Annotated in this window: 19 protein-coding genes and 1 pseudogene; 10 read left to right on the top strand and 10 right to left on the bottom strand. The window is 69.8% G+C overall.

The window, feature by feature from the left end; translation table 11 throughout:
* Window positions 1-17: 17 nt before the first annotated feature.
* From ACFQ6S_RS29555 to ACFQ6S_RS29525, 7 genes and pseudogenes are all read left to right on the top strand, one after another.
* Window positions 18-1,073, top strand: a pseudogene (locus ACFQ6S_RS29555) (polysaccharide lyase family 1 protein); the annotation flags it as partial.
* Window positions 1,074-1,168: 95 nt separating this feature from the next.
* Window positions 1,169-2,530, top strand: a complete 1,362-nt coding sequence (locus ACFQ6S_RS29550; RefSeq protein ID WP_383416226.1) for an ABC transporter substrate-binding protein — start codon at window positions 1,169-1,171, stop codon at window positions 2,528-2,530.
* Between the two features lie 108 nt (window positions 2,531-2,638).
* Window positions 2,639-3,439, top strand: coding sequence for a rhamnogalacturonan acetylesterase (locus ACFQ6S_RS29545; RefSeq protein ID WP_383416224.1), 801 nt, complete (start codon window positions 2,639-2,641; stop codon window positions 3,437-3,439).
* A gap of 30 nt (window positions 3,440-3,469) precedes the next feature.
* Window positions 3,470-4,783: a polysaccharide lyase family 1 protein gene (locus ACFQ6S_RS29540; protein WP_383416221.1), complete on the top strand. Its 1,314-nt coding sequence runs from the start codon at window positions 3,470-3,472 to the stop codon at window positions 4,781-4,783.
* Between the two features lie 84 nt (window positions 4,784-4,867).
* Window positions 4,868-6,001 (top strand): pectinesterase family protein, encoded by a 1,134-nt coding sequence (locus tag ACFQ6S_RS29535; protein ID WP_383416219.1) that lies wholly within the window; start codon window positions 4,868-4,870, stop codon window positions 5,999-6,001.
* A gap of 1 nt (window position 6,002) precedes the next feature.
* The gene (locus tag ACFQ6S_RS29530) at window positions 6,003-7,040 is read left to right on the top strand and encodes a pectinesterase family protein (RefSeq protein ID WP_383416217.1); all 1,038 of its coding nucleotides are present in this window, start codon (window positions 6,003-6,005) and stop codon (window positions 7,038-7,040) included.
* A 49-nt stretch (window positions 7,041-7,089) separates the two neighbouring features.
* Window positions 7,090-8,202: a chondroitinase-B domain-containing protein gene (locus ACFQ6S_RS29525; protein WP_383416214.1), complete on the top strand. Its 1,113-nt coding sequence runs from the start codon at window positions 7,090-7,092 to the stop codon at window positions 8,200-8,202.
* Between the two features lie 7 nt (window positions 8,203-8,209).
* On the opposite strand, the gene ACFQ6S_RS29520 is transcribed toward ACFQ6S_RS29525, so the two are convergent.
* The gene (locus ACFQ6S_RS29520; protein WP_383416212.1) at window positions 8,210-10,315 is read right to left on the bottom strand and encodes a family 43 glycosylhydrolase; all 2,106 of its coding nucleotides are present in this window, start codon (window positions 10,313-10,315) and stop codon (window positions 8,210-8,212) included.
* A 207-nt stretch (window positions 10,316-10,522) separates the two neighbouring features.
* On the opposite strand from ACFQ6S_RS29520, the gene ACFQ6S_RS29515 reads away from it, so the two are divergent.
* Window positions 10,523-11,677 (top strand): right-handed parallel beta-helix repeat-containing protein, encoded by a 1,155-nt coding sequence (locus ACFQ6S_RS29515; protein WP_383416209.1) that lies wholly within the window; start codon window positions 10,523-10,525, stop codon window positions 11,675-11,677.
* Between the two features lie 89 nt (window positions 11,678-11,766).
* On the opposite strand, the gene ACFQ6S_RS29510 is transcribed toward ACFQ6S_RS29515, so the two are convergent.
* The 3 genes from ACFQ6S_RS29510 to ACFQ6S_RS29500 form a co-directional block, all read right to left on the bottom strand.
* Window positions 11,767-12,600: a pectate lyase gene (locus tag ACFQ6S_RS29510; RefSeq protein ID WP_383416206.1), complete on the bottom strand. Its 834-nt coding sequence runs from the start codon at window positions 12,598-12,600 to the stop codon at window positions 11,767-11,769.
* An 87-nt stretch (window positions 12,601-12,687) separates the two neighbouring features.
* Window positions 12,688-13,545, bottom strand: coding sequence for a hypothetical protein (locus ACFQ6S_RS29505; RefSeq protein ID WP_383416204.1), 858 nt, complete (start codon window positions 13,543-13,545; stop codon window positions 12,688-12,690).
* Window positions 13,542-14,114 carry a SigE family RNA polymerase sigma factor gene (locus ACFQ6S_RS29500; RefSeq protein ID WP_383416201.1) on the bottom strand — a complete coding sequence of 191 codons (573 nt, stop codon included), beginning with the start codon at window positions 14,112-14,114 and terminating at the stop codon, window positions 13,542-13,544. Before ACFQ6S_RS29500 ends, ACFQ6S_RS29505 begins: the two co-directional genes overlap by 4 nt.
* 258 nt (window positions 14,115-14,372) lie before the next feature.
* Between ACFQ6S_RS29500 and ACFQ6S_RS29495 the strand changes: the two genes are divergently transcribed.
* Entirely contained in the window at window positions 14,373-15,824 is a 1,452-nt protein-coding gene (locus tag ACFQ6S_RS29495) for an NCS2 family permease (RefSeq protein WP_383416198.1), read from the top strand.
* 21 nt (window positions 15,825-15,845) lie between these two features.
* Here ACFQ6S_RS29495 and ACFQ6S_RS29490 read toward each other — a convergent pair whose 3' ends face one another.
* From ACFQ6S_RS29490 to ACFQ6S_RS29465, 6 genes are all read right to left on the bottom strand, one after another.
* Window positions 15,846-17,291: a penicillin-binding transpeptidase domain-containing protein gene (locus ACFQ6S_RS29490; RefSeq protein WP_383416195.1), complete on the bottom strand. Its 1,446-nt coding sequence runs from the start codon at window positions 17,289-17,291 to the stop codon at window positions 15,846-15,848.
* A gap of 55 nt (window positions 17,292-17,346) precedes the next feature.
* Window positions 17,347-18,006 (bottom strand): response regulator, encoded by a 660-nt coding sequence (locus ACFQ6S_RS29485; protein ID WP_383416192.1) that lies wholly within the window; start codon window positions 18,004-18,006, stop codon window positions 17,347-17,349.
* On the bottom strand, window positions 18,003-19,259 hold the full coding sequence (locus tag ACFQ6S_RS29480; RefSeq protein WP_383416190.1) for a sensor histidine kinase: 1,257 nt from the start codon (window positions 19,257-19,259) through the stop codon (window positions 18,003-18,005). The genes ACFQ6S_RS29485 and ACFQ6S_RS29480 overlap by 4 nt, the downstream gene beginning before the upstream one ends.
* Window positions 19,256-20,257, bottom strand: coding sequence for a hypothetical protein (locus ACFQ6S_RS29475; RefSeq protein WP_383416187.1), 1,002 nt, complete (start codon window positions 20,255-20,257; stop codon window positions 19,256-19,258). The genes ACFQ6S_RS29480 and ACFQ6S_RS29475 overlap by 4 nt, the downstream gene beginning before the upstream one ends.
* A gap of 79 nt (window positions 20,258-20,336) precedes the next feature.
* A complete protein-coding gene (locus ACFQ6S_RS29470) occupies window positions 20,337-20,807 on the bottom strand; it encodes a GNAT family N-acetyltransferase (protein WP_383416184.1) in 471 nt (156 codons plus the stop codon).
* Between the two features lie 4 nt (window positions 20,808-20,811).
* The gene (locus ACFQ6S_RS29465; RefSeq protein ID WP_004002235.1) at window positions 20,812-21,585 is read right to left on the bottom strand and encodes an IclR family transcriptional regulator; all 774 of its coding nucleotides are present in this window, start codon (window positions 21,583-21,585) and stop codon (window positions 20,812-20,814) included.
* Window positions 21,586-21,716: 131 nt separating this feature from the next.
* On the opposite strand from ACFQ6S_RS29465, the gene ACFQ6S_RS29460 reads away from it, so the two are divergent.
* On the top strand, window positions 21,717-23,246 hold the full coding sequence (locus tag ACFQ6S_RS29460) for an aldehyde dehydrogenase (NADP(+)) (protein WP_383416180.1): 1,530 nt from the start codon (window positions 21,717-21,719) through the stop codon (window positions 23,244-23,246).
* The last annotated feature ends 2 nt before the right edge of the window (window positions 23,247-23,248 follow it).

Genomic DNA, 23,248 nt, shown 5'->3' with positions numbered 1-23,248 from the left:
GCCTGTTGGGAGCCGCAATGACGCAGCACCTAGATTGCAAGCGCTTGCCCAGACCGGGGCACGGCAAGGTCCTGGCCGCCGTGCTCGGCCTTGTCGCCGCGCTGTGCCTCGGCGCAACAGGGGAGGCGAAGGCCGCGAGTCCTACGGCGACCCCGGCTTCCGCCGATCGCTGGAGCGAGCGGCCGCACGGCTTCGCCTCCCTTGCCGGGGGCACCACCGGCGGGGCGGGCGGCAAGGTCGTGACGGTCACGGACCAGGCCTCGCTCGCCAAGTACGCGGCGGCCGAGGAGCCGTACATCATCCGTGTGTCGGGGGCGATCGACGTCGAGCCCTTCGGCTCCGACATCGTGGTGGGGTCGAACAAGACCCTCGTCGGCGTCGGCGACACCGGCGAGATCGTGCACGGCGAGCTGCACCTCGACCCCGGCACGAGCAACGTCATCATCTGCAATCTGACGATCCGCGACTCGTATGTCGAGGGCGACTGGGACGGCAAGACGACCGACTTCGACGCGATCCAGATGGACACCGTCGACCACGTCTGGATCGACCACAACCGCTTCACGCACATGGGCGACGGGCTGCTCGACATCCGCAAGGACAGCCAGTACATCACTGTCTCCTACAACCGGTTCACCCACCACAACAAGGCGTTCGGGATCGGCTGGACCACCAATGTCCAGACGCAGATCACCATCGACCACAACTGGTTCACGGGCACCAAGCAGCGCAATCCGTCCGCCGACAACTGCGCCTACGCGCACCTGTACAACAACTACCTCTCGGCCCAGGTGGCCGACGGCGACCCGACGTGGACGTACGGGAACTGGTCGCGCGGCAGGACGCGGATGGTCATCGAGAACAGTTACTACGACGGTGTCCAGCATCCCTATCAGGCCGATGCGACGGCCGAGTTGGTCGAGCGCGGCTCGATCCTGAAGAACGTCGGCGGGCGCCAGGACGAGTGGGGTGGCGCCTTCGATCCACGGGACTTCTACGACTACCGGCTGGACCCGGCGGCTGCCGTGCCGGCGCTGGTGATGCGGTTCTCCGGGCCGCAGAAGTGGATCGGGGCCGGCCTCGGATGAGTGAGGAGACGGCCGTACGCGCACCCACTGACCCCCCACAACTTCATATCTCCGTCTGATCCAGAAGAGAGAGCCGACCAATGAAGATCAGCAATCGCAGGAGCAGCACAGGCGGGCGCCGCACGTCGGCCGCCGTCGCCCTGAGTGCCGTGCTCGCCCTGACCGCCACCGCCTGCGGTGACGACGGGAGCAGTGCGGGCGGGGACAAGGGCGCCGAGGGCAGCGGCAAGGGGAAGATCGTCTTCTGGGACAACAACGGCGGTGTCCGCACCGACATCTGGAAGGAGATCATCGCCGACTTCGAGAAGGCGAACCCCGACATCAAGGTCGAGTACGTCGGGATCCCGTCCACCGACTACCAGTCCAAGGTGGACACCGCTCTCCAGGGCGGCGGCCTGCCGGACGTCGGCGGTGTCGGCGCGGCGATGCTCGCCGGGTTCGCCGCGCAGAACGCGCTGGAGCCGCTGGACGACCGGCTCGCCAAGTCCTCGCTCAACGGCAAGCTCAACGAGGACATGGTCACCTCGCTGAAGGCCGCCGGCGGCGGTGACGGCAAGCTGTACTCGGTGCCGACCTCCGCGAACAACGGTGTGCTGTACTACCGCACCGACCTGTTCAAGAAGGCGGGGCTGGACGAGCCGGCCACATGGGACAAGTTCTACGCCGCCGCCGAGAAGCTGACCGACTCCGGCAAGAACGAGTTCGGTTACACCATTCGTGGTGGGGCGGGCTCGATCGCGCAGGCGCTCGACGCCATGTACGGCCAGTCCGGCATCACTTCCTTCTGGGACGCCGGCGGAGAGAAGACGACCGTCAACGACCCGAAGAACGTGGCCGCGCTGGAGAAGTACGCCGCGCTGTTCAAGAAGGTCACGCCGGCCGCCGACCTCAACAACGACTTCACCAAGATGGTCGCCCAGTGGGATTCCGGCACGATCGGGATGCTGAACCATAATCTCGGGTCGTACCAGGACCATGTGAAGGCGCTGGGGACGGAGAAGTTCCGGGGGATTCCGCAGCCGGTCGGCTCCGCCGGCAAAAGGGTTCAGGTGTCCAACCCCGTTGACGGGATGGGGCTGTTCAAGAGCTCCAAGAACAAGGACGCCGCCTGGAAGTTCATCGAGTTCGCCACCTCGCACGCGGAGAACTCGAAGTTCAACAAGGCCGCGGGGCAGGTGCCGTCCAACAACGATGCCGCCAAGGACGCGTGGATTTCTGAGGCCGAGCCTACGAAGTTGGCTGCGGCCGCGTTGACCGACGGATCCACGACGATCGTGCAGCTGCCGTACTACCTGCCTGACTGGAACACGATCTCCAAGGCCGACAACGAGCCGAACTTCCAGAAGGTGCTCAACGGGGACATGAGCGCGAAGGAGTTTCTGGACACCATGGCCGGTCAGCTGAATGAGGCTCAGGCCGAGTGGAAGTCGCGTAACGGCTGAGAGTTCGGGGGTTCTGTGCGCGGCCGGCTGCGGGTTGTCTTGTGGCTGGTCGCGCAGTTCCCCGCGCCCCTGGGTAGGGAAAGCCATCCCCTGTTGAAAGGCACCCCTGTGTCGCTCACCCGTAGACAGGTCACCGTGGCGGCTGCCGCCGCCGTTCCCCTCGCCCTCTCGGGCATCGGTACCGCCGAAGCGAGTCAGAGCCACCGCACCCTCTTCATCGCCGGTGATTCCACCGCCGCCCAGAAATTTGCCGACGCCGCCCCCGAGACCGGGTGGGGAATGGCGCTCCCCTTCTTTCTGCACAAGCGGCTGTCCGTTTCCAATCACGCCGTGAACGGGCGCAGTTCGAAGAGCTTCGTCGACGAAGGGCGGCTGGATGTCGTTCTCGCGGCCATCCGCCCCGGTGACCTCCTGCTGATCCAGTTCGCGCACAACGACGAGAAGGACACCGACCCGACCCGGTACACCGAGCCCTGGTCGACGTATCAGGACCATCTGCGGCTGTACGTCGACGGCGCCCGTGCGCGCGGCGCTCGGCCCGTGTTCGCCACCGCCGTGGAGCGGCGGAGGTTCGACGCGGGCGGCAACGCCCTGCCGACCCACGGCGACTATCCGGCGGCGATGCGCGCGCTGGCCCGCGAGGAGCGCGTCGCGCTGCTCGACCTCCAGGCGCTGTCGCTCGCGCTGTGGCAGGAGCTCGGCGCCGAGGGCACGAAGACGTACTTCAACTGGACCGCCACCGAGCAGGACAACACGCATTTCAATCCGCCGGGCGCGATCGCCGTGGCGCGTCTTGCGGCCCGGGAGCTGCTGCGGACGCGGGTGCTGAACGCGCGGGACGTGTGCCGGCTGAACGAAGAGATCCCGGAGTCCTGGATCACCTGGCCGCAGGCCACCGCCACCGCATAACCCCCCGACCTCGGAAGAGAGAGCCGCACAATGAACGCACCGATATGGCATGGGCATGCCACAAACAGAGTCGCCGTTCTGGTCGGCTGCACCGCGCTGGTGCTCGGCCTCACCGGGACCGGGGCGGCGCGGGCCGGCGGCCGGGACCTCGGGCGTGAGGTCCTCGCCGCGGGTGACGGATGGGCCTCGGAGGGTGCGGGCACGACCGGCGGGACGGCCGCCGATGCCGCGCACGTCAACACCGTCACCACCTGGGCACAGTTCCGGCAGGCGCTCGCCGACGGCGGTGACGCGCCCAGGATCATCAAGGTCAAGGGCATGATCGACGCCGTCTCGGAGGGGTGTGACGCCTTCGCCGCCGAGGGCTACGACTTCCAGCGGTACCTCGCCGACTACGACCCCGCGGTGTGGGGGCACGACAACCCCGTCAGCGGTGCGCAGGAGGAACTGCGGGCGGCGTCCGCCGCCGACCAGGACAAGGCCATCAAGGCGAACGTCCCCGCCGACACCACCATCGTCGGGGTCGGCAAGGGCTCCGGCATCCTCGGCGGCAGCCTCCAGATCAAGGGCGTCGACAACGTCATCCTGCGCAACCTCACCATCGAGGCCCCGATCGACTGCTTCCCCCAGTGGGACCCGACCGACGACAACAAGACCGGCGCCTGGAACTCCGAGTACGACGGAGTGGTGGTGTACGGCTCCACCCATGTGTGGATCGACCACAACACACTCACCGACGGCCGCTACCCCGACAGCTCCCTGCCGTCGTACTTCGGCAAGGTCTACCAGCAGCACGACGGGCTCCTCGACGTGGTGCGCGGCGCCGACCGTGTGACGGTGTCCTGGAACGCGTTCTCCGATCACGACAAGACCATGCTGATCGGCAACAGCGACAGCGCGGGTTCGACCGACACCGGCAAGCTCAAGGTCACCCTGCACCACAACCGCTTCGAGGGGATCGTCGAGCGGGCGCCGCGCGTGCGGTTCGGGCAGGTCGACGCGTACAACAACCACTTCGTCGTCACCAAGGGCCAGAACTTCGCGTACGTCTTCGGCATCGGCGCCTCCTCCCGGCTGTATGCCACGCACAACGCCCTCTCGCTGGCCTCCGGGGTCGGCGTCGGCAAGGCGCTGAAGAAGTGGAACGAGGCACCGCTCACCGCCGAGAACAACTACGTCAACGGCAGGCTGACGGACCTCATCGCCGTCCACAACGCCGAGATCTCCGGCGAGAGGCTCCAGTCGGGGGCCGGGTGGACGCCGACCCTGCGGACGAAGGTCGACAACCCCAAGGCGGTGCCCGGGATCGTCGATCACCGCGCGGGCGCCGGCCGCTTGCGCTGACCGACCCCATGGGGGAGGGGCGCGCACAGTCGTCCCTTCCCGGCAGCCATCCCCGGACGAACCGTCCCGCGAAGGAGCACCCGCATGCCCTCGCCTCACCACCGCCAACTGCCCCTGTCCAGAAGGGGGTTCCTCGCCGCGAGCGCCGCAGCCGGAGCCCTCGCGCTCACGTCGGCCCCCGCCCGAGCCGCATCCGCCCGGCCCCGCCCCTTCGGCCGCCACGGCTCTCCCGGCGCCCGCCTGACCCCGAAGACCCTCTACGTCCACCCCTCCGGCGACGGCGACTTCACCTCCGTCCAGGCCGCCGTGATCGCAGGGAACGGCAGCGGGTGGACCCTGGTGATCGCGCCGGGGACATACCGCGAGACGGTCGCCGTCGACGTCACCCGCACCGAGATGACCTGGCTCGGCGCCGGCGACGACCCGCGTGACGTGGTCATCGTCCATGACAACGCCGCCGGCACCCCGAAGCCCGGCGGCGGCACCCACGGCACCACCGGCTCCGCCACGACCCTCGTCCAGGCCGACGGCTTCACCGCCCGTGGCATCACCTTCGCCAACGACTGGCTGCGCGCCGACCACCCCGGCGTCAGCGGCACCCAGGCCGTCGCCATCAAGGTGCAGGGCGATCGGTCCGCCTTCCACCACTGCCGGTTCCTCGGGCACCAGGACACCCTGTACGCCGACTCCATGGCCCTCGGCGTCTTCGCCCGTCAGTACTTCGCGCACTGCTATGCCGAGGGCGACGTCGATTTCGTCTTCGGACGGGCCACGGCCGTGTACGAGCACTGCCACTTCCGGACCCTGACCCGGACCGACCTGTCGTCGGCCCCCTACGGCTTCGTCTTCGCGCCCTCGACCGCGGGCGCCAACCCGCGCGGCCACCTGGTGACCCGGAGCCGTGTCAGCAGCGAGGCGCCGGACGCCCACTACAAGCTGGCCCGCCCCTGGGTACCCAGCTCCGACCCGACCGCCCGCCCGTCGCTCACCGTCCGCGACTCCCACCTCGGCCCCGGCATAGACGCCCTCGCGCCCTACACCAACATGTCGGACAACTTTCCGTGGCAGGACCAGCGCTTCGCCGAGTACCGCAACACCGGCCCAGGCGCGGTCGTCATCGTCCCCGCCAACCGGCCCCAACTCACCGCCGAGCAGGCCGGGTCGGCGACCCGCGAGGCGTACCTGGGGGACTGGACGCCGTGGAAGGAGTGCCGCTGACATGCGCAGACGCACTCTCCTCGCCGCCGGGATCGCCGGCGGACCGACCGTCGCAGGCACCACCCCTGTCCTCGCCGCCCGCGCTCGCCGGATGCTGCACGTCCGGCCCGGCGACTCCGTGCAGGCGGCCGTGGACGCGGTGGACGGCCCCGGCCGGACGATCGTCGTGCACCCGGGGACGTATCGCGAGGTGGTGAAAGTCCCGCAGGACAAGGCGGAGTTGACCCTGCGCGGCGCGACCGGGAACCCGTGGGACGCCGTCATCGTCTACGACAACGCAAACGGCACCCAGAAGCCCGACGGCTCGGGCACCCACGGCACCGCAGGCTCCGCCACCTTCACCTCGGCCGCGCCCGGACTGACCGTCCGCGATCTCACCCTCGCCAACGACTGGTTGCGCGCCGACCACCCCGACATCACCGGGACGCAGGCGGTGGCCGCGTACCTCACCGGCGACCGGTCGTCCTTCGAGAACGTCCGCCTCCTCGCCCACCAGGACACCCTCTTCGTCGACACGAGCGCGCTTGACGCCTTCGACCGCCAGTACTTCCACCGCTGTCACATCGAGGGCGACGTCGACTTCGTCTTCGGACGGGCCACGGCCGTCTTCGAGGACTGCCACTTCCGCACGCTCCGGCGGGACGTGGACTTCGTCCCCAAAGGCATGGTCTTCGCCCCGTCCACGGCCCGCGCCAACCCCCACGGCATCCTGGCCGTCCGCTCCCGCATCACCTCCGGTGCCGAGGACGGGGCGTACAAGCTGGCCCGGCCCTGGGTGCCGTCGTACGAGACGACGGCCTGGCCCTCGCTCGTCGTGCGGGACTCGTGGATCGGCCCGGGGATCGACCCGATCGCGCCGTACACCAACATGCGCGACGCCTATCCCTGGCAGACCATGCGCTTTGGGGAATACGCCAACTCCGGTCCAGGAGCCGTCATTTCGGTCCCGGAGAACCGGCCGCAACTGACGTCGGCGGAGGCCGGCGCGCACACCACGCGGGCCTACCTGGGCGACTGGCGGCCGTATGAACGCCCCTGACCAACCCCTTGCGAATTCCCGCACCCCACGACGAAAGGACCCGCATTCCATGTCTCGTCGTACTGCCCTCGCCGCCCTGGCGGCCCTGACCCTGGGCACCGGCCTGGCCGTGCTCCCCACCCAGGCCCAGGCCGCGACCGTGGTCGTCAGCAACTCGACCGACCTGTCCAACGCCCTCAAGAACGCCACCGCCGGCACCGTCATCCAGGTCCGCGGCGGCACCTACTACCCGACCGCCACCCTGCAGTCCACGGCCAACGGCACCTCGTCCTCGCCGGTCACGCTCACCGCGTACGGCTCGGAGACCGTGAAGATCGACGGCTCGAACCTCCCCGACGGCGACTGGATCTTCAAGCTGACCGCCGACTACTGGAACGTCTCGGGCCTCACCTTCCAGAATTCCCCGGACAGCGCGGTCGTCTGCCAGTCCTGCACCGGCACCAACTGGAACAACATCAAGACCATCAACGGCGGAGACTCCGGGTTCACGCTCACCGGCGACGGCACCGTCAACAACACGGTCCGCAACATCGACTCCTACGGCCACTACGACCCGGCCAACCACGGCGAGAACGCCGACGGCATCGCCGTGAAGTTCGGCTCCGGCACCGGAAATGTGATCACCGGGGCCCGCCTGTACAACAACTCCGACGACGGTCTGGACTTCTGGTCCTTCTCCTCGCCCGTCACCGTCGAACACACCTGGGCCTTCGGCAACGGCAGGAACCGCTGGTCCGACTCCGCGTTCGCGGGCGACGGCAACGGCTACAAGCTGGGCGGTGACGGCGAGGTCGTCGCGCATGTCGTCAACAACTCGGCCGCCTGGGACAACGCCGGCAACGGTTTCACCGAGAACTCCAACACCGGCGCCATCGTCATCAACCGCACGACGGCGTACGCGAATGGCAAGTGGGGCTACTACTTCGCCACGAGTTCGGCCCGGCTCGGCAAGAACCTGGCCGTGAGCAATGGCTCCGGCCAGGTCAGCAAGGGCTCCTCGGCCGTCTCGGCCGGCAACAACTGGGACTCCGGGATCTCGACGCCCGCCTTCCGGTCCACCGACGCCTCGACCACCTACAACGCCCGCCAGTCGGGCGGCTCGCTGCCCGTGACCACGTTCCTGACCACGGGCAGCACCACCATCGGGGCGACGATGGACTGATCCAGATCTAGCGCCGCACGGGCTCGATGCCCTCCAGCGTCGGCACCACCGGCTCGATCGTGCCGTCGGCAGCGAACTCCAGGCGGTCGATCGTCGTCTCCCGGTGCATGCCGTCACCGCCCGGCCGCCCGGGGCCGTTGAGGGCGAACCGGTGGTAGACGACGTACCAGTCGTCGGTGCCGGGGGTGTTCACCACCGAGTGGTGGCCCGTGCCGAGGATCCCGTACTCGGGGCGCTTGTGCAGGATCGTGCCCCGCTCGGTCCACGGGCCGAGCGGGGACGGTCCCGTGGCGTAGGCGACGTGGTAGTTCTCGCTGCGGGTGTCGTCCTCGGACCACATGAAGTAGTACGTGCCCTTCCGCTTGATCACGAAGGAGCCCTCACGGAAGTTGTCCGGGGTGATGTCCCGTACCTTCGACGCGTCGAACGACACCATGTCGTCGTTCAGCGGGACGGCATAACCGTGCCCGTTGCCCCAGTACAGATACGCCTGGCCGTCGTCGTCCGTGAAGACCGCTGGGTCGATCATCTGGCCGCTGAAGGCCCCGCCCTTCGCCACCAGCGGCTTGCCCAGGGCGTCCTTGAACGGGCCGGCGGGGGAGTCGGCCACCGCCACGCCGATCTGCTGCTCGGCACAGAAGTAGAGGTAGTACCTGCCGTCGCGCTCGGCTGCCGCCGGCGCCCACGCGTACTGGTCGGCCCAGCTCACGTCCCCACCGAGGTCCAGGACGACCCCGTGGTCCTGCCAGTGGACCAGGTCCTTGGACGAGTACGCCCTGAACCGGGTCCCGCTCCAGCCCTGGAAGCCGTCCGTCGTCGGGTAGATCCAGTAATCGCCGCCCAGGTGGTGCACATCCGGGTCGGCGTTGAGGCCGGGAAGGATCGGGCTGCGGGTGCGGACGGCCTCGACGGTCCAGGCGCGCTCGCTGCCGTCCGCCGCCGTCACCGTGTACGTCCGCGGCTTGCGGAAGTCGCGCCGGGTGCCGGAGCGCGGGCTGACGGTCGCGCCCTCACCGGCCCACAGCCTCGGGGCCAGGCGCGCGAGATCGGCGTCCGGCCGCATCGGCAGTACGACCTTGGCGGCGGAGTCGGTGACGACGGCGTACCCCTTCTGGTCCTCGGCCGTCGCGTCCACGATCGAGGCCGGGCTCTCGGGATACGCGGCCAGCAGCCGGTCGTACTCCTGGCGCGTCACAGGAAGGACCGTGCCGTGCCGGGGACTGGCGGGCAGTTGGTGGTCGGTCGACGGGGTCCACCTGCCGGAGTCGAGATCGGTCGTCTCGAAGGGGACGTAACCCCCGCCGCCGTACTCGTCGATGAACAGGTACCACTTCGTCTCGGTGTTGGACCTGAAGACGGTCGGCCCCTCCCCGCGTTCCATCGCGCCGCTGCCGACGCAGTCCGCGACGAAGTCGTACGACGTGTCGGTCAGGCTCGTCGACTTCTCCGCGGTGATGAACTTCGAGCAGGGGCCGGCGGAGCTCGGGTCCCGCTCGTCCTTGGTGTAGCGGTAGTAGGTGTCCTGGTGCTTCACGACCGTCGAGTCGATGACCGAGTGGCCGGGGTCGTCCCAGACCTTCGGCTCGCTGAAGGTGCGGAAGTCCTTCGTGGTCGCGTACAGCATCTTGTTGTACGTCGATCCGGTGTGGTCGGGATCGTCGGCGGCGTACAGCTTCGACGCCCAGAAGACGACGTACGCATCGAGCGAGTCGTCCCAGTGGGCCTCCGGCGCCCAGGTGTTGCCGGCGTTGTCGGGAGCGACCTTCACCAGCCGACGGTCCGTCCAGTGGACCAGGTCGGTGGACTCCCAGATCATGATCGACTTGCTGCCGTGCCGCTGCACCTCGTCCCAACTGCCGCTGCTTTCGCGGTACATGCGCAGATCGGTGGCGATCAGATGGAACCGGTCGCCCCTGGGGGAGCGGATCACGAACGGGTCGCGCAGCCCCTTCTCGCCGATGGTGGAGGTGAGCACGGGCCTGCCCTGGTTCAGCTCCCGCCAGTGCAGCGGGTCGTTGCCCCGGCTGAGGGCGTAGCGGATCTGCTCTCCGTCGGCGGTGCCCTCGCCGGTGAAGTAGGCGAAGAGATAGCCGGCGTACTGGGGCTGCTTCACGGGTCGTGCTCCTGGGTGGGCGGAACCTGAGTTTCTGGCGGGGCGGTGCGCGCCTTCGGAGTGTCACCAGCGGGAAACAGCACGTCAATCGGTGAGTGGGGGATGAGGGACAGCGAAAGTTTCGCTCGCTTTCGTTGAGGCACGGCAACCTCGTCCGGCCCTGGCGACGACAGCAGTGCGACCCGTCCCCAAGGAAAGGAACGCCCCGTGCGTCACAGCACCGGACGCCATCGCCGGACCCGCACCCTCTCCCTCGCCGCCGCGATCGCCGTGGCCGCGGGAGCGGGCGGCGTCCACCTCGGCCTGTCCGAAGACGGCGCCCAAGCCGCGTCGACGACGGTCACCGTGTCCAGCGCCGGGCAACTGGAGTCGGCCGTGGCAGGCGCCACCGCCGGTACGACCATCCAGGTCCGCGGCGGCACGTACACCCCGTCGGCCACCCTCAAGTCCACGGCGAACGGCACCGGTTCGGCCCGGATCACGCTCCAGGCCTACGGCGGTGAGAAGGTGCGGATCGACGGGTCCAAGCTGCCCGACGGCTCCTGGCTGGCCGGGATCTACGGCGACTACTGGACCGTCCGGAACATCGCCTTCGTCAACTCCCCCGCTCAGGGCTTCGTCGCCACGTCGTCCATGGGCGGCGTCTTCGAGAACCTCGTCACCGCGAACAACGGCGACTCCGGCTTCACGCTCCGCGGCGACGGTACGACGGACAACCTCGTGCAGAACCTGGACAGTTACGGCAACTACGATCCCGCCGGACACGGGCAGAACGCCGACGGGATCGCCGTGAAGTTCGGCTCCGGGACGGGGAACCGGATCACCGGGGCACGCCTCTACAACAACTCGGACGACGGCCTCGACCTCTGGCAGTTCTCCTCTCCGGTCACCATCGAGCACACCTGGGCCTTCGGCAACGGCAAGAACCGCTGGAGCGACCCGTCCTTCGAGGGCAACGGGAACGGGTTCAAGCTGGGCGGCGGGGGTGCCTCGGTGGCCCATGTGGTCAACAACAACGCGGCCTGGGACAACACGTTGCACGGCTTTACGGAGAACTCCAACACCGGGGCGATCACCCTCGACCGCAACACCGCGTACACCAACGCCGAGACCGGGTTCTACTTCGCCACCGGAACGGCGCGGCCGGCCCGCAATCTCGCCGTGAGCAACGGGAAGGGGCCGGCGAGGCTGGGCGCTTCGAGCGTCTCGGCGGCGAACAACTGGGACAACGGGGTGGTCACCCCGCCCTTCAGGTCGACCGACGCGACGTCGGCGTACGGCCCCCGGAAGGCGGACGGAGCGCTGCCCACGACGACCTTCCTGACGACGGACTCCACGAGCATCGGCTCGACGATGAACTAGGGCGAACGCCCCGTCGGCCGTCACCGGCGGGGCGTCCCGTTCTGCCGGCCGAAGGGGGGCTCAGGCCGGCAGGCCCGCTACCAGTGTGTTCACTGGTACGTGATGTCAGATGAGGAGAACCTGCAGGAGGTTCCGTCCGCACCGGTACCGAGTTCCTTCGGTTCCTTGCCGCTGCTGTTGCCCTCGAAGCGGGTGCAGGTCTTGATCTTCTTGCCGCTGTCGCCGTGGATGCGGATCTTGCGCAGCGCGGCCGTGTCACCGTAGTTGGAGTTGACGCCGACGATCGACTTGCCGGGCGCGGTGACGTCCACATCGTTGATGATGATCGTGCGCTTGTACTGGGTGGAACAGTTGCCGCAACTGCGCACCAGCTTGCCGAAGTTCTGCACCTGGAACTTGGTCACGACCAGTTTGCCCGCGCCGTTGAACTGCAGGACCTTGTCGTCGGCGTTCTTCGCGCCGCCGCCGTACACCGTGTACACGGCCGACGACGACTTGCCCTTGAAGGTGGCCGCGTCCTCGCCGACGTCCAGCCACCACACGTTCTGCAGCGTGCAGGAGCCCTTGCAGTGGACGCCGTCCGCGGCCGGGGTGCCGATGATGACGTTCTTGAGGACCGCGCCGTCGGCCAGCTCGAAGATCGGGTCCTGGCCCTCCTCCTGGCCGCTGCCGCCCAGGTCGCCGGTGCCGTAGAACCTCGTCAGCCCGCCGTCGTAGGTGCCCGACACCGGGATCGTCTTCGACACCGGCTTGCTGCCGTTCTCCGTCGGCCAGGATGCCGCCGCGCCGGCGGTGGTCAGGAGCGACGTGGTGGTGACGATGGCCGCGCCGGTGATGCCCAGGGCGGAGACGCCGGCGATCACGGCCCGCCGCCCGGTGGGCCTGCGGCGGTGCCGGACGCGCTGTTCAGCCTGTGCTGTCATGAACCGGTTTCCTTGCGTGGAGGGGATCCTTGCGTCTCCTGGTCGCCACGCGGGAGGAATGGGTTGCCGGTCCCGTCGGATTCGTTTCTACGAATCCCCGTCGGCCGCCGCGCCGTTGTCGTCGTGCGGTGCGAAGTCGCCCGCCACGGACAGCTGTTCGCCGTCCGCCGTCGCCGTCATCGCATAGCTGTCGCCCTGTGCGTCCCGGCCGCCGCGCTCATGGTCGTACTGCCCCGCGAACACCCACTCGCCCGCACGGACCGGACGGCCCTCCTTCAGCACCCAGGTGTAGACGAGGAAGCCGTCCTGCTCCTCGACCGTCAGCGTGAAGTCGTCCTCCGGCAGCGAGCGCCAGGCGCCGGTCGAGGTGACCCCGCCGGTCTGCGCGATCTTCAACCGCACGGTGAGCGCGGTGAGTCGCCCGCTCGTCCTCAGGGTCAGATTGCTCTGCGCCCAGAAGTCGTTGCTGTGCGGGTCCACCGAGCCGTCCGACCACAGCGGGCCGTCCTCCTCGCCGCTGGCCGCGGGCGGCGCGGGAGTGGCGCTCGGCGTCGAAGGCGGCGGCTCGCTCGTCCCGCGGGACTCCGGCGTCCGCTTCGGCGTCGGGTCCGCCGACGGGGCGGGCGGGACCGGGGCGCGGCTCGTCGAGTCCGGGGACGGGGTGGGCGTCGGCGACGTGGCCACCGACTGCTGCGGGCGGTCGTCCTTCACGGCGGACGCCACCGCGTAGCCACCGACCGCGAGAACACCGGCGACCGCGGCCGTGGCGGTCACCACCCGGAACCAGCCGTACACCGGCGGACGGGTGGCCCGGTGGTCGGGGCGGGTCTGCTCCGCCATGCCGCGCTCGACGCGGGCCAGGATCCGCTCGCGGTCGGGCTCGTGCGCCTCGGCCGCATGGTGCAGCCGGGCGCGCAGTTCGTCGTGCACGTCCCGCCGCGTCATCGGTTCCCTCCTCCGGCGCCCCCGGTGCGGGCGACCATCGCCGCCGCATGCACCTTGAGCGGAGCGCCCTGCGTACCGAGCGACCGTTGCAGCTCGGCCATCCCCTTGGAGGTCTGGCTCTTCACCGTACCGACCGATATGCCCAGGGCGAGCGCCGTGTCCTTCTCGGACAGGTCGAACGCGTGCCGCAGCACCACACAGGCGCGTTTGCGGAACGGAAGTCTACGCAACGCCTCCTGGACGTCGACCACTCCCGCGACGTCCGGGTTCTCCGTCTTCTCCTCGCGCTGCGACCAGAACAGGGCGACCCGCCTCCGCTCCCGTACCGCGCTGCGGATCCTGGTGCGGGCCAGGTTGGCGACGACCCCGCGCGCGTACGCCACCGGATGGTCGGCCGCGCGCACCCGGTCCCAGCGATGCCACAGTGCCAGCAGCGCGTCGGCGGCCAGATCGTCGGCGGCGTCCGCCTCACCGGTCAACAGATGGGCCAGCCGGGAGAGTTCGGCGTAGTGGCGCTCGAAGAAGGCATGGAACTCCACGGAGGCGGCGTCGTCGACGACCGTGCCCACGGGCGACCCCTCCTGCCTGCGCTGTGGCTGTGAATGACATGTGGTGGTCCGGCGATCATTTCGCGATCACCCGGCGCGGTCCGGAAGCGTAGCAGTGATCGAATGCCTGATTCGTACGAGGTCTCGAACATGGTGTGATACCTCGCACGTGAGCAGCGTCGATTCCGTAACACGGAGAAAACCTGAAACGCGTTCAACGTGGGAACAATCCAGCCAGCATCCGCACATCGATCCATCAGGCAACAAGGAGCTACCGCCATGTCCGAATCCCAGAAGGTGGCCGACCGGTCAAGTGCCCCGCCGCCGGGCGTGAACAGCGTCGACCGGTACTTCAAGATCTCGGATCGGGGATCCACCTTCGCCCGTGAGATACGGGGCGGCTTCGCCACGTTCTTCACGATGGCGTACATCCTTGTCCTGAACCCCATCATCCTCGGCAGCGCGAAGGACAAGTTCGGCCACCAGCTGGACGCCGTCCAACTCACCACCGCCACCGCCCTGGTGGCCGCCGTCATGACGATCATCATGGGCGTCGGCGGCAACCTCCCGCTCGCGCTCGCCGCCGGTCTCGGCCTGAACGCCGTCGTCGCCTTCCAGATCGCCCCGCTCATGGCATGGGACGACGCGATGGGCCTGGTCGTCCTCGAAGGCTCGCTGATCTGCGTGCTGGTGGTCACCGGGCTGCGCGAGGCCGTCATGCACGCCATCCCGCAGCCGCTCAAGCAGGCGATCAGCGTCGGCATCGGCCTGTTCATCGCCTTCATCGGCTTTGTGGACGCCGGGTTCGTCAGCCGCATCCCGGACGCCGCGAACACCACCGTGCCGGTTCAGCTGGGCGGCGCCGGTCAGCTCGCCGGGTGGCCGATCCTGGTGTTCTGCCTCGGAGTTCTGCTGACGATCGCCCTGCTCGCCCGCAGGATGAAGGGCGCCATCCTCATCAGCATCGTGACCATGACGGTGGTGGCGATGGTCATCAACTCGATCGCCGACATCAAGGTCTGGGGCCTGACCACACCCGCGTGGCCCGACAAGCTGGTCGACACCCCCGACTTCGGACTCCTCGGCGACTTCAGTCTGTTCGGCGCGTTCGGCGAGACCACGGCCATCACCGTCGTCCTGCTGATCTTCACGCTGGTCCTGTCCGACTTCTTCGACACCATGGGCACGGTCGTCGGCATAAGCGCCGAGGCCGGTCTCCTCGACGAGCAGGGCAGGGTGCCGAACCTCGGCCGGGTGCTGCTGATCGACGGTGCGGCGGCCGCCGCGGGCGGTGCGGCCTCGTCGTCCTCCGCGACCTCCTACATCGAATCGGCGGCGGGCGTCGGCGAGGGCGCGCGCACCGGCTTCTCCAACCTCATCACCGGCGGCCTCTTCGCCCTGGCCCTCTTCCTGACCCCGCTGCTCACCATCGTCCCGCTCCAGGCGGCCGCCCCCGCCCTGGTCGCCGTGGGCTTCCTGATGATGACCCAGGTCAAGCACATCGACTGGGACACGTACGAGATCGCCATTCCGGCGTTCCTGACCATCGCCGTCATGCCGTTCACGTACTCGATAACCAATGGCATCGGCGCCGGCTTCGTCGCCTTCGTGCTGATCAAGACGGTGCTCGGGAAGGCGAAGGAGGTCCACTGGCTGATGTGGGGGACCGCGGCGCTGTTCCTGGTGTACTTCGCGATCAATCCGATCGAGCAGGTGCTGGGCGTGAAGTAGCAGCGCGGCGGGGAGCCGCGCTCACTTCTTGAGCGCGGCTTCCATCACGGCCTTGGCGACCGGCGCGGCCAGTCCGTTGCCGCTGACCTCCGACCGCGCCGCGTTCGACTGCTCCACGACGACCGCCACGGCGACCTCCTTGCCGTCGGTCTTCCCGTAGGACGTGAACCAGGCGTACGGCGTCTTGCTGTTGTTCTCGCCGTGCTGGGCCGTGCCCGTCTTGCCGCCCACCGTCGCCCCCGAGATCTGCGCGTTCGTGCCCGTGCCCTCCTCGACGACCGTCTGCATCGCCGACTGGAGCTGCTCTGCCGTGTCGGAACTGACGGTCTCCTGCGTGTCGGCCTGGTCGTCGTAGTTCCCCAACACATCCCCGCCGCCGTCGGTGATCTGCGACACCATGTGGGGCGAGACCAGCTTGCCGCCGTTGGCTATGGCAGCGGACACCATGGCCATCTGCAGCGGGGTCGCGGTGACGTCGAACTGGCCGATGCCGGACAGGGCGGTCTGCGGCCGGTCCATGTCGGAGGGGTAGACACTCTCGTACGCCCGCACCGGCACGTCCTGCGCGTCGTCGTTGAAGCCGAACTTCTCGGCCATCTCCCGGACCTTGTCCTGGCCGAGGTCGACGGCCATCTTCCCGAAGACGTTGTTGCAGGAGTACTGCAGCGCGACCCTGATCGAGGCGTCCTCGCAGGGGGCGGACGGGTTCTCGTTGCCCAGCTCGTCGCTCGAGTCCGGCAGCGGGTACGGGTCCGGGCTGTCCGTCTTGTCGTCCACCGACGAGTACAGCCCGTCCTCCAGCGCGGCGGCCGCCACGACCAGCTTGAACGTGGAACCCGGCGGCAGCGGCTGACGCAGCGCGCGGTTCGTCATCGGCTTCTCGGCGTCCTTGGTCAGCTGCTTCCAGGCGTCCGAGTCGCCCGTGGCGATCCGCGAGGGGTCGTACGACGGAGTCGAGACGACCGCCAGGATCTTCCCCGTCGTGGGGTCGATCGCTACGGCGGCGCCCTTCTTGTCGCCGAGCGCGTCGTACGCCGCCTTCTGCACGTCCGGATCGATCGTCGTGATCACATTGCCGGGGTCGGACCGCTTGTTGGTGATCGTGTCCAGCGGGCTCTTCAGACGGTTGTCGGTGCCGTCCAGCAGGTCCCGGTAGATGCCCTCCAGCTGGGTGGCTCCGAACGCCTGTGAGCTGTAGCCGGTCACGGCCGAGTACAGCGAGCCGTCCGTGTACGTCCGCTTGTACGCGAGGTCACCGCTCTTCGTGGGCGCCGAGCCGGTCACCGCGTCGCCGCCCACGACGATGTTGCCGAGCGGCTCGCTGTACAGCGCGATCGTGTTCCGCCGGTTGTCCTTGTCGTCCGCGAGGGCCTGGCCTTCGTAGAACTGCACCCAGGTCGCCCTGACCAGCAGAGCGAACACCAGAAGCAGCGTGAAGACGGACGCCCGCCTGATCGTCTTGTTCATCCCACCCGAGAGGACGATCGGGATGGCCGCAATCGTTCCCTTGCGCCCCGTTTTCTCATCGCGCGTTCATGAAGCCCGCCTCGTAAGCGGCGATGACCGCCTGGGTGCGGTCCCGGGTGCCCGTCTTCGCCAGGACCGCCGCCACGTGCGACTTCACGGTCGCCGGACCGACGTCCATCCGCCGTGCGATCTCCGCGTTGGTCAGGCCCCGCGCCATCAGCAGCAGCACATCGCGCTCCCGGGCTGTGAGCCGCGCCACCCAGGGCGGCGGCGTGGGGTACGCCCGCGCATGCTCGGCCGCGAGGGCGCGTACGGCCGAGGGGAAGAGCAGGGTGTCGGTGTGCGAGACCAGCCGTACGGCCTGGACGAGCGCGTCGGCCTCCGCCCGCTTCAGCAGGAACCCGGCGGCTCCGGCGCGCAGGGCGTCGTACACGTAGGAGTCGTTCTCGAAGGTCGTGACGACGACGATCCGGGGCGGTGCGTCGAGCGTGGCCAGGATCTGCTCGGTGGCCCGGATGCCGTCGATCTCCGGCATCCGTACGTCCATCAGGACCACGTCGGGCCGCAGCTCCCGCACCACGGCCACCGCCTCGGCCCCGGTCGCCGCCTCGCCGACCACCTCCAGGTCCGGCTCGGCGGAGAGAATGGCGCGCAGGGCGGTGCGCACCATGCGTTCGTCGTCGGCGAGGACGATCCGGAGGGGCGGGGTCGTCATGCGGGTCCCTTCATGGGCAGTCGTACGTGCAGGCGCCACGTCCCGTGCGCGGGGCCGGCCTCCGCGGTGCCGCCCAGCAGCCGCGCCCGGTCGGCGACACCGCGCAGGCCGTGGCCGCCGCCGGGACGGCAGGAGGGGGTGAGCGCCACGGGGTTGTCGACGGTGATCACCAGGTGCCCGTCGGCGGTCTCGATCCGCAGGGTCACCGCCGTCCGGTCACCGGCGTGCTTGAGCGCGTTGCTCAGCCCCTCCTGCACGATGCGGTAGGCCTCGCGGGAGAGGACCGGCGGCAGCGCGTCGGGGTCGACGCCGACCGTATCGGTCACCCGCAGACCGCACGCGCGCGTGCGGCGCAGCAGGCCGGGAAGGTCCGCGGCGAGGGTGGGCGCCGGGGCCGTACCGGGTGCGTCGCCGTCCCTCAGCACGCCGAGCACGGCGTCGAGTTCGCCGACCGTGCGCCGGGTCGTGTCCTCGATCGCGGCGAGCGCCTCGCGGACGAACTCCGGGTCGCTGTCGAGGACTCGGCGGGCCGCGCTCGCCTGGAGGGTGACGGCGCTCAGCGCGTGGCCCACGGAGTCGTGCAGCTCGCGCGCGAGCCGGTTGCGCACGGCGAGGTCGGCGGCCCGCGCCTCGGCCGCCGCGAGCCGGTCCTCCGGCGTCGGCCCGAGCAGCGCGGGCGCCCAGCGGGCGAGGAGCGAACCGGAGACGGCCGCGCAGCCGGCGAGCGCGAGCAGGGTCGCCACGCCCGCGACCGGCGCGAGCGCCAACACCCAGGTCTGCTCCAGGGGTTCGGGCAGTTCGACGGACTGCTTGCCGCCGAACAGGACGAGCAGCGGCAGCGCGGTGAGGAAAGCGGCGAACGGCGGCACCGCCAGCGACATCCCCGCGATGACCCCGCCGAACCCGAGATGCAGCGTGAACCAGGCCGCCGCCCGCCCCTTCGCGGCCCGCGACCGGGCCGGACCCCGGGCGAGCAGACCCGCGTCCACCCCGCACAGCGACCGCACCGCACCCGCCTCCAGGGACCGGGTCAGCGGGAACAGCGCGGCGGTGAGGGTGGCCAGGGGCAACCCCACGGCGAAGGAGAGGAGTTGGAGGGGCAGGTCGTTGAAGACGTACCGGGAGTCGGTGGCGGGGCCGACGACGAGCTGGCCGACGAAGACGTACGGCATGGCGAGCGCGCCGCCGAGGATCAGATGGATCCAGCGCCGGCGCGCCCGCCGCCCGAACAGGGAACGGACGAACTCGGTCACGCCGTACGAGACTTCCGGCTCGCGGAGCGCTCCGCGAGGAAGTGGACGCCGAGACAGGCGACGAGGATGCCGACGATCATCTGACCAGCGTAGGTGAGGTTCATGAGCGGTGCCGGGTCGTCGGCGACGTCGGTGAGCGGGGCCAGCGACAGCCAGCCCGCCCAGCAGACCGTGGCGGCGGAGCCGACCCAGACGAGGGCGAGCGGCACCATGACCGGCAGCGCCCGGCCGCGCCGGAACGCGAGGAGGAGGCCGCCGGTGACGGCCAGGGCGAGGAACACGGCGGACAGGGCCTCCATGACGTAGAAGCCACTGCTGCGGCCGGTGACATGACGCTCGTCGAGCCCGGCGGTGCCGCCGCACGCCCACAGGAGGTGGGTCAGCAGCGGCAGCAGCGCGCACACGGCCGCAGCGGCGGCGACGGCACGCTGGGCCGGCCCGATGAGGCCGACCGGAAGCTCCCAGACCCGCCCTTCCCACAACCCGCCCCAGCGGTCGCGTGCGTACAGCACGAACAAGGCGCCCAGGGTGAGTCCCTGCAAGATGAACCCGGTGTACACGACCCCGAAGACCCAGGCGTCGAGGAAGGGTTCGGCATCACCGCCGACGGAGGCCGCCGGGGATCCGCCCAGCAGGTCGACGAGGAGCTGGAGCGGAAACCCGGCCATGATCGGCGCGAGCAGCCCGGTGGCCACCCATGCGGGGAGCCCGAGCAGCCACGCGGGCGCCCGCAGCCCCCACGGCCGGGTCAGCACCAGCGCGAGCACGATCACCGCGCCGTCCAGGAGGACGGTGACGCCGTTGGCGACGGCCATGCTCCCGCGGTGCTCCAGCAGCGTGCTGCCCTGCGGTATCCCGAGGTGACTCCCGGCGATCCAGGCGGCCTTGAGCGCGAGGTACGGCACACAGGAGGCGATCGCGACGGCGCGCAGCAGCCGACGGGGCCGGTCGGCGCCGACGGCGGGGGCCACCTGCGGATGAGCGAGTGTCTGCGTCATGCCTCCACGCTCCCGCGGGACGACGGGGGGCACCTCCTGCGCGACGGTGATCCGCCTCCGCCGTGCGGGGGAGAGGGCCTCAGTCCTGCAACGCCAGGACCAGCTCGTCGATCTCCTCGCCCCGCGCGTTCGCGAAGCCCCGCGCCTGCGCGGTCACCCGGAACCCGCACTTGCGCAACACCCGCAGCGAGCCCTCGTTGTCCGCCGCCGCCCGTGCGTACAGCGGGCGTTCGGGCACCTCGGCGAGCAGTGCGCGCAGGGCCGCCGTGGCGATACCGCGGCCCCAGTAGGCGCGGTCGACCCAGTAGGTGACCTCCCGCTCGCTTGGCTCCCCGTACACGGCCGCGCTCCCCACCACGTCACCGTCGGCCAGGATCGTGCGCAGGACGTCCGGCGAGGACCTGATCCGCTTCCAGTGCTCGTCGAAGGCGTCCCGGTCGGCCGGGTCCTTGGGGGTGAAGGCCGCCATGCGCAGGGCCTCCGGGTCGTTCATCTGCCGGTAGAAGACGGGTAGATCGCTGTCGTGCACCGCGCGCAGTTCCACATCCATGGAGTCAGAGCCTACGAGTGGCCAGCGTCAGCCGGTCCCGCGCGTCGAACAGCGCGTCCTTCACCATCTGTTCGTGCGCGGGCGTCAGCCGGGCCACCGGGACCGAGCAGCTGATGGCGTCGCGGGCGGGCGTGCGGTACGGGATCGCGACGCCGAAGCAGCGCAGGCCGAGGGTGTTCTCCTCGCGGTCGACGGCGAAGCCCTGTTCGCGGACCTGGTGGAGCTCCTCGATGAGCTTCTCGCGGTCGGTGATGGTGTTCTCGGTGAGCGCCGGGAGCGTCTCCGGGAGCATCTTGCGGACCTGTTCGTCCGTGTACGTGCTCAGCAGCGCCTTGCCGAGGGAGGTGGAGTGGGCCGGGAGGCGGCGGCCGACCCGGGTGAAGGGGCGCAGGTAGTGCTGGGACTGGCGGGTGGCCAGGTAGACGACGTTCGTGCCGTCGAGCCGGGCCAGGTGGATCGTCTCCGTCGTGTCGTCCGACAGCCGGTCCAGCGTCGGACGCGCCGCCGCGACCACCTCGTCGCCGTCGATGTACGACGTGCCGACCAGCAGGGCCCGCACGCCGATGCCGTACCGCGTGCCCGTCGCGTCCGTCTCCACCCAGCCCAGCTCGACGAGCGTGCGCAGCAGCATGTAGAGGCTGGACTTGGGGTATCCGACGGCCTCCTGGACCGACGCGAGGGAGTGCATGCCGGGGCGCCCGGCGAAGTATTCGAGCAGTTCAACCGTCCGTACCGCGGACTTGACCTGCGCCCCGCCGCCCGTCTCGCCAGCCGACATCGCCCTTGACCCCTTCGTTGGACGGGAAATAGTCTCCGACAGCGTATTCATCATCAGAGACAGTGTTCAGTATATCGAACACTCCTGGTGGATGACCCAGTACTGCGGCAATACATGTGGAGGGACCCGCGGTGGCAGCAGCACCAGTCTGGAGTGTCGACCCCCGTACCGGGAAGCAGCGTGAACAGGTTGCGGTGGAGGCCACAGCCCAGGAGGTGGACACCGCCGTCCGCGCCGCGCACGAGGCGCGCGGCTCGCTCGCCGACCGGACGGTCCGCGCGGCCTTCCTGCGCACCGCCGCCGACAAGCTGGAGGCCGCCAGGGACCTGCTCGTCGAGGCCGCCGACGCCGAGACGGCGCTCGGCCCGGTCCGCCTCACCGGCGAACTCGCCCGCACCTGCTACCAGCTGAGGGCCTTCGCGGACATCGTCGACGAGGGCGCCTTCCTGGACGTCGTCATCAACCACCCCGACGCCACCGCCACCCCGCCGATCCCGGACCTGCGCCGCTACAAGGTGCCGCTCGGCGTCGTCGCCGTCTACTCGGCCTCCAACTTCCCGTTCGCCTTCTCCGTCGCCGGCGGCGACACCGCGAGCGCGCTGGCCGCGGGCTGCCCGGTCGTGGTCAAGGCCCACCCCGACCACCCGGCGCTGTCCGAGCTGGTCGCCAAGGTGCTGCGTACGGCCGCCATCCGGCACGGCATCCCCGAGGGCGTCGTGGGTCTGGTGCACGGCTTCGAGGCCGGCATCGAGCTGATCAGGCACCCGCAGGTCGCCGCGGCCGGCTTCACCGGTTCGGTACGGGGCGGTCGTGCCCTGTTCGACGCGGCCGCCGCCCGCCCGGTCCCGATCCCCTTCCACGGCGAGCTGGGCTCGCTGAACCCGGTCGTCGTCACGGAGGCCGCCGCGACCGAGCGCGGCGAGGCGATCGGCACCGGTCTCGCCGGGTCCATGACGCTGGGCGTCGGCCAGTTCTGTGTGAAGCCGGGCCTCGTCCTGGTGCCGTCCGGCGTGGGGGGCGACGGACTGGTCAAGTCCCTCACGGACGCCGTCAGCGACAGCGAGGCCGGCGTCCTGCTGGACCACCGGATGCGTGACAACTTCATCGCCGGGGTCGCCGAGCGCACCGAACTGCCGGACGTGGAGTCGCCGGTGACGCCGGGCGCGGGCGGTGAGCACACGGTCAGCGCCGGGTTCCTGTCGGTCGCGGCCGAGAAGCTGACCGCCGAGGGGGCCTACGACCTGCTCCTGGAGGAGTGCTTCGGCCCGGTGACGGTGGTGGTCCGCTACGACGACGACGCACAGGCGCAAGCCGTGCTGTCCCGGCTGCCCGGCAACCTCACCGCGACCGTTCACCTGTCGTCCGAGGAGGCGGCCGGCGAGGGACGCGGCGCGGAGATCCTGGCGGAGCTGACGCCGTTGGCCGGCCGGGTGCTGGTCAACGGGTGGCCGACGGGTGTCGCCGTCGCGCCGGCCCAGCATCACGGCGGTCCGTACCCGGCGACGACCTCGACCTCGACGTCGGTGGGCGGTACGGCCATCGAACGGTGGCTGCGGCCGGTGGCCTACCAGGGGGCGCCCGAGGCGCTGCTTCCCGCGGAGCTGCGGGACGACAATCCGCTGGGGCTGCCCCGGAGGTTCAACGGCGCGCTGCAAAGCTGAGT

This window comes from Streptomyces sp. NPDC056479, assembly GCF_042795335.1.
Taxonomy (GTDB): domain Bacteria; phylum Actinomycetota; class Actinomycetes; order Streptomycetales; family Streptomycetaceae; genus Streptomyces.
Note: the sequence above shows the minus strand (reverse complement) of the source record. Positions and strands in the feature narration are given on the sequence as shown.

What these genes read in the sequence shown, in the direction of transcription:
- ACFQ6S_RS29550 (WP_383416226.1), top strand. Translation starts at nt 1,169, where the DNA reads ATGAAGATCAGCAATCGCAGGAGCAGCACAGGCGGGCGCCGCACGTCG.
- ACFQ6S_RS29540 (WP_383416221.1), top strand. Translation starts at nt 3,470, where the DNA reads ATGAACGCACCGATATGGCATGGGCATGCCACAAACAGAGTCGCCGTT.
- ACFQ6S_RS29535 (WP_383416219.1), top strand. Translation starts at nt 4,868, where the DNA reads ATGCCCTCGCCTCACCACCGCCAACTGCCCCTGTCCAGAAGGGGGTTC.
- ACFQ6S_RS29530 (WP_383416217.1), top strand. Translation starts at nt 6,003, where the DNA reads ATGCGCAGACGCACTCTCCTCGCCGCCGGGATCGCCGGCGGACCGACC.
- ACFQ6S_RS29525 (WP_383416214.1), top strand. Translation starts at nt 7,090, where the DNA reads ATGTCTCGTCGTACTGCCCTCGCCGCCCTGGCGGCCCTGACCCTGGGC.
- ACFQ6S_RS29510 (WP_383416206.1), bottom strand. Translation starts at nt 12,600, where the DNA reads ATGACAGCACAGGCTGAACAGCGCGTCCGGCACCGCCGCAGGCCCACC.
- ACFQ6S_RS29505 (WP_383416204.1), bottom strand. Translation starts at nt 13,545, where the DNA reads ATGACGCGGCGGGACGTGCACGACGAACTGCGCGCCCGGCTGCACCAT.
- ACFQ6S_RS29495 (WP_383416198.1), top strand. Translation starts at nt 14,373, where the DNA reads ATGTCCGAATCCCAGAAGGTGGCCGACCGGTCAAGTGCCCCGCCGCCG.
- ACFQ6S_RS29490 (WP_383416195.1), bottom strand. Translation starts at nt 17,291, where the DNA reads ATGAACAAGACGATCAGGCGGGCGTCCGTCTTCACGCTGCTTCTGGTG.
- ACFQ6S_RS29485 (WP_383416192.1), bottom strand. Translation starts at nt 18,006, where the DNA reads ATGACGACCCCGCCCCTCCGGATCGTCCTCGCCGACGACGAACGCATG.
- ACFQ6S_RS29475 (WP_383416187.1), bottom strand. Translation starts at nt 20,257, where the DNA reads ATGACGCAGACACTCGCTCATCCGCAGGTGGCCCCCGCCGTCGGCGCC.
- ACFQ6S_RS29470 (WP_383416184.1), bottom strand. Translation starts at nt 20,807, where the DNA reads ATGGATGTGGAACTGCGCGCGGTGCACGACAGCGATCTACCCGTCTTC.
- ACFQ6S_RS29465 (WP_004002235.1), bottom strand. Translation starts at nt 21,585, where the DNA reads ATGTCGGCTGGCGAGACGGGCGGCGGGGCGCAGGTCAAGTCCGCGGTA.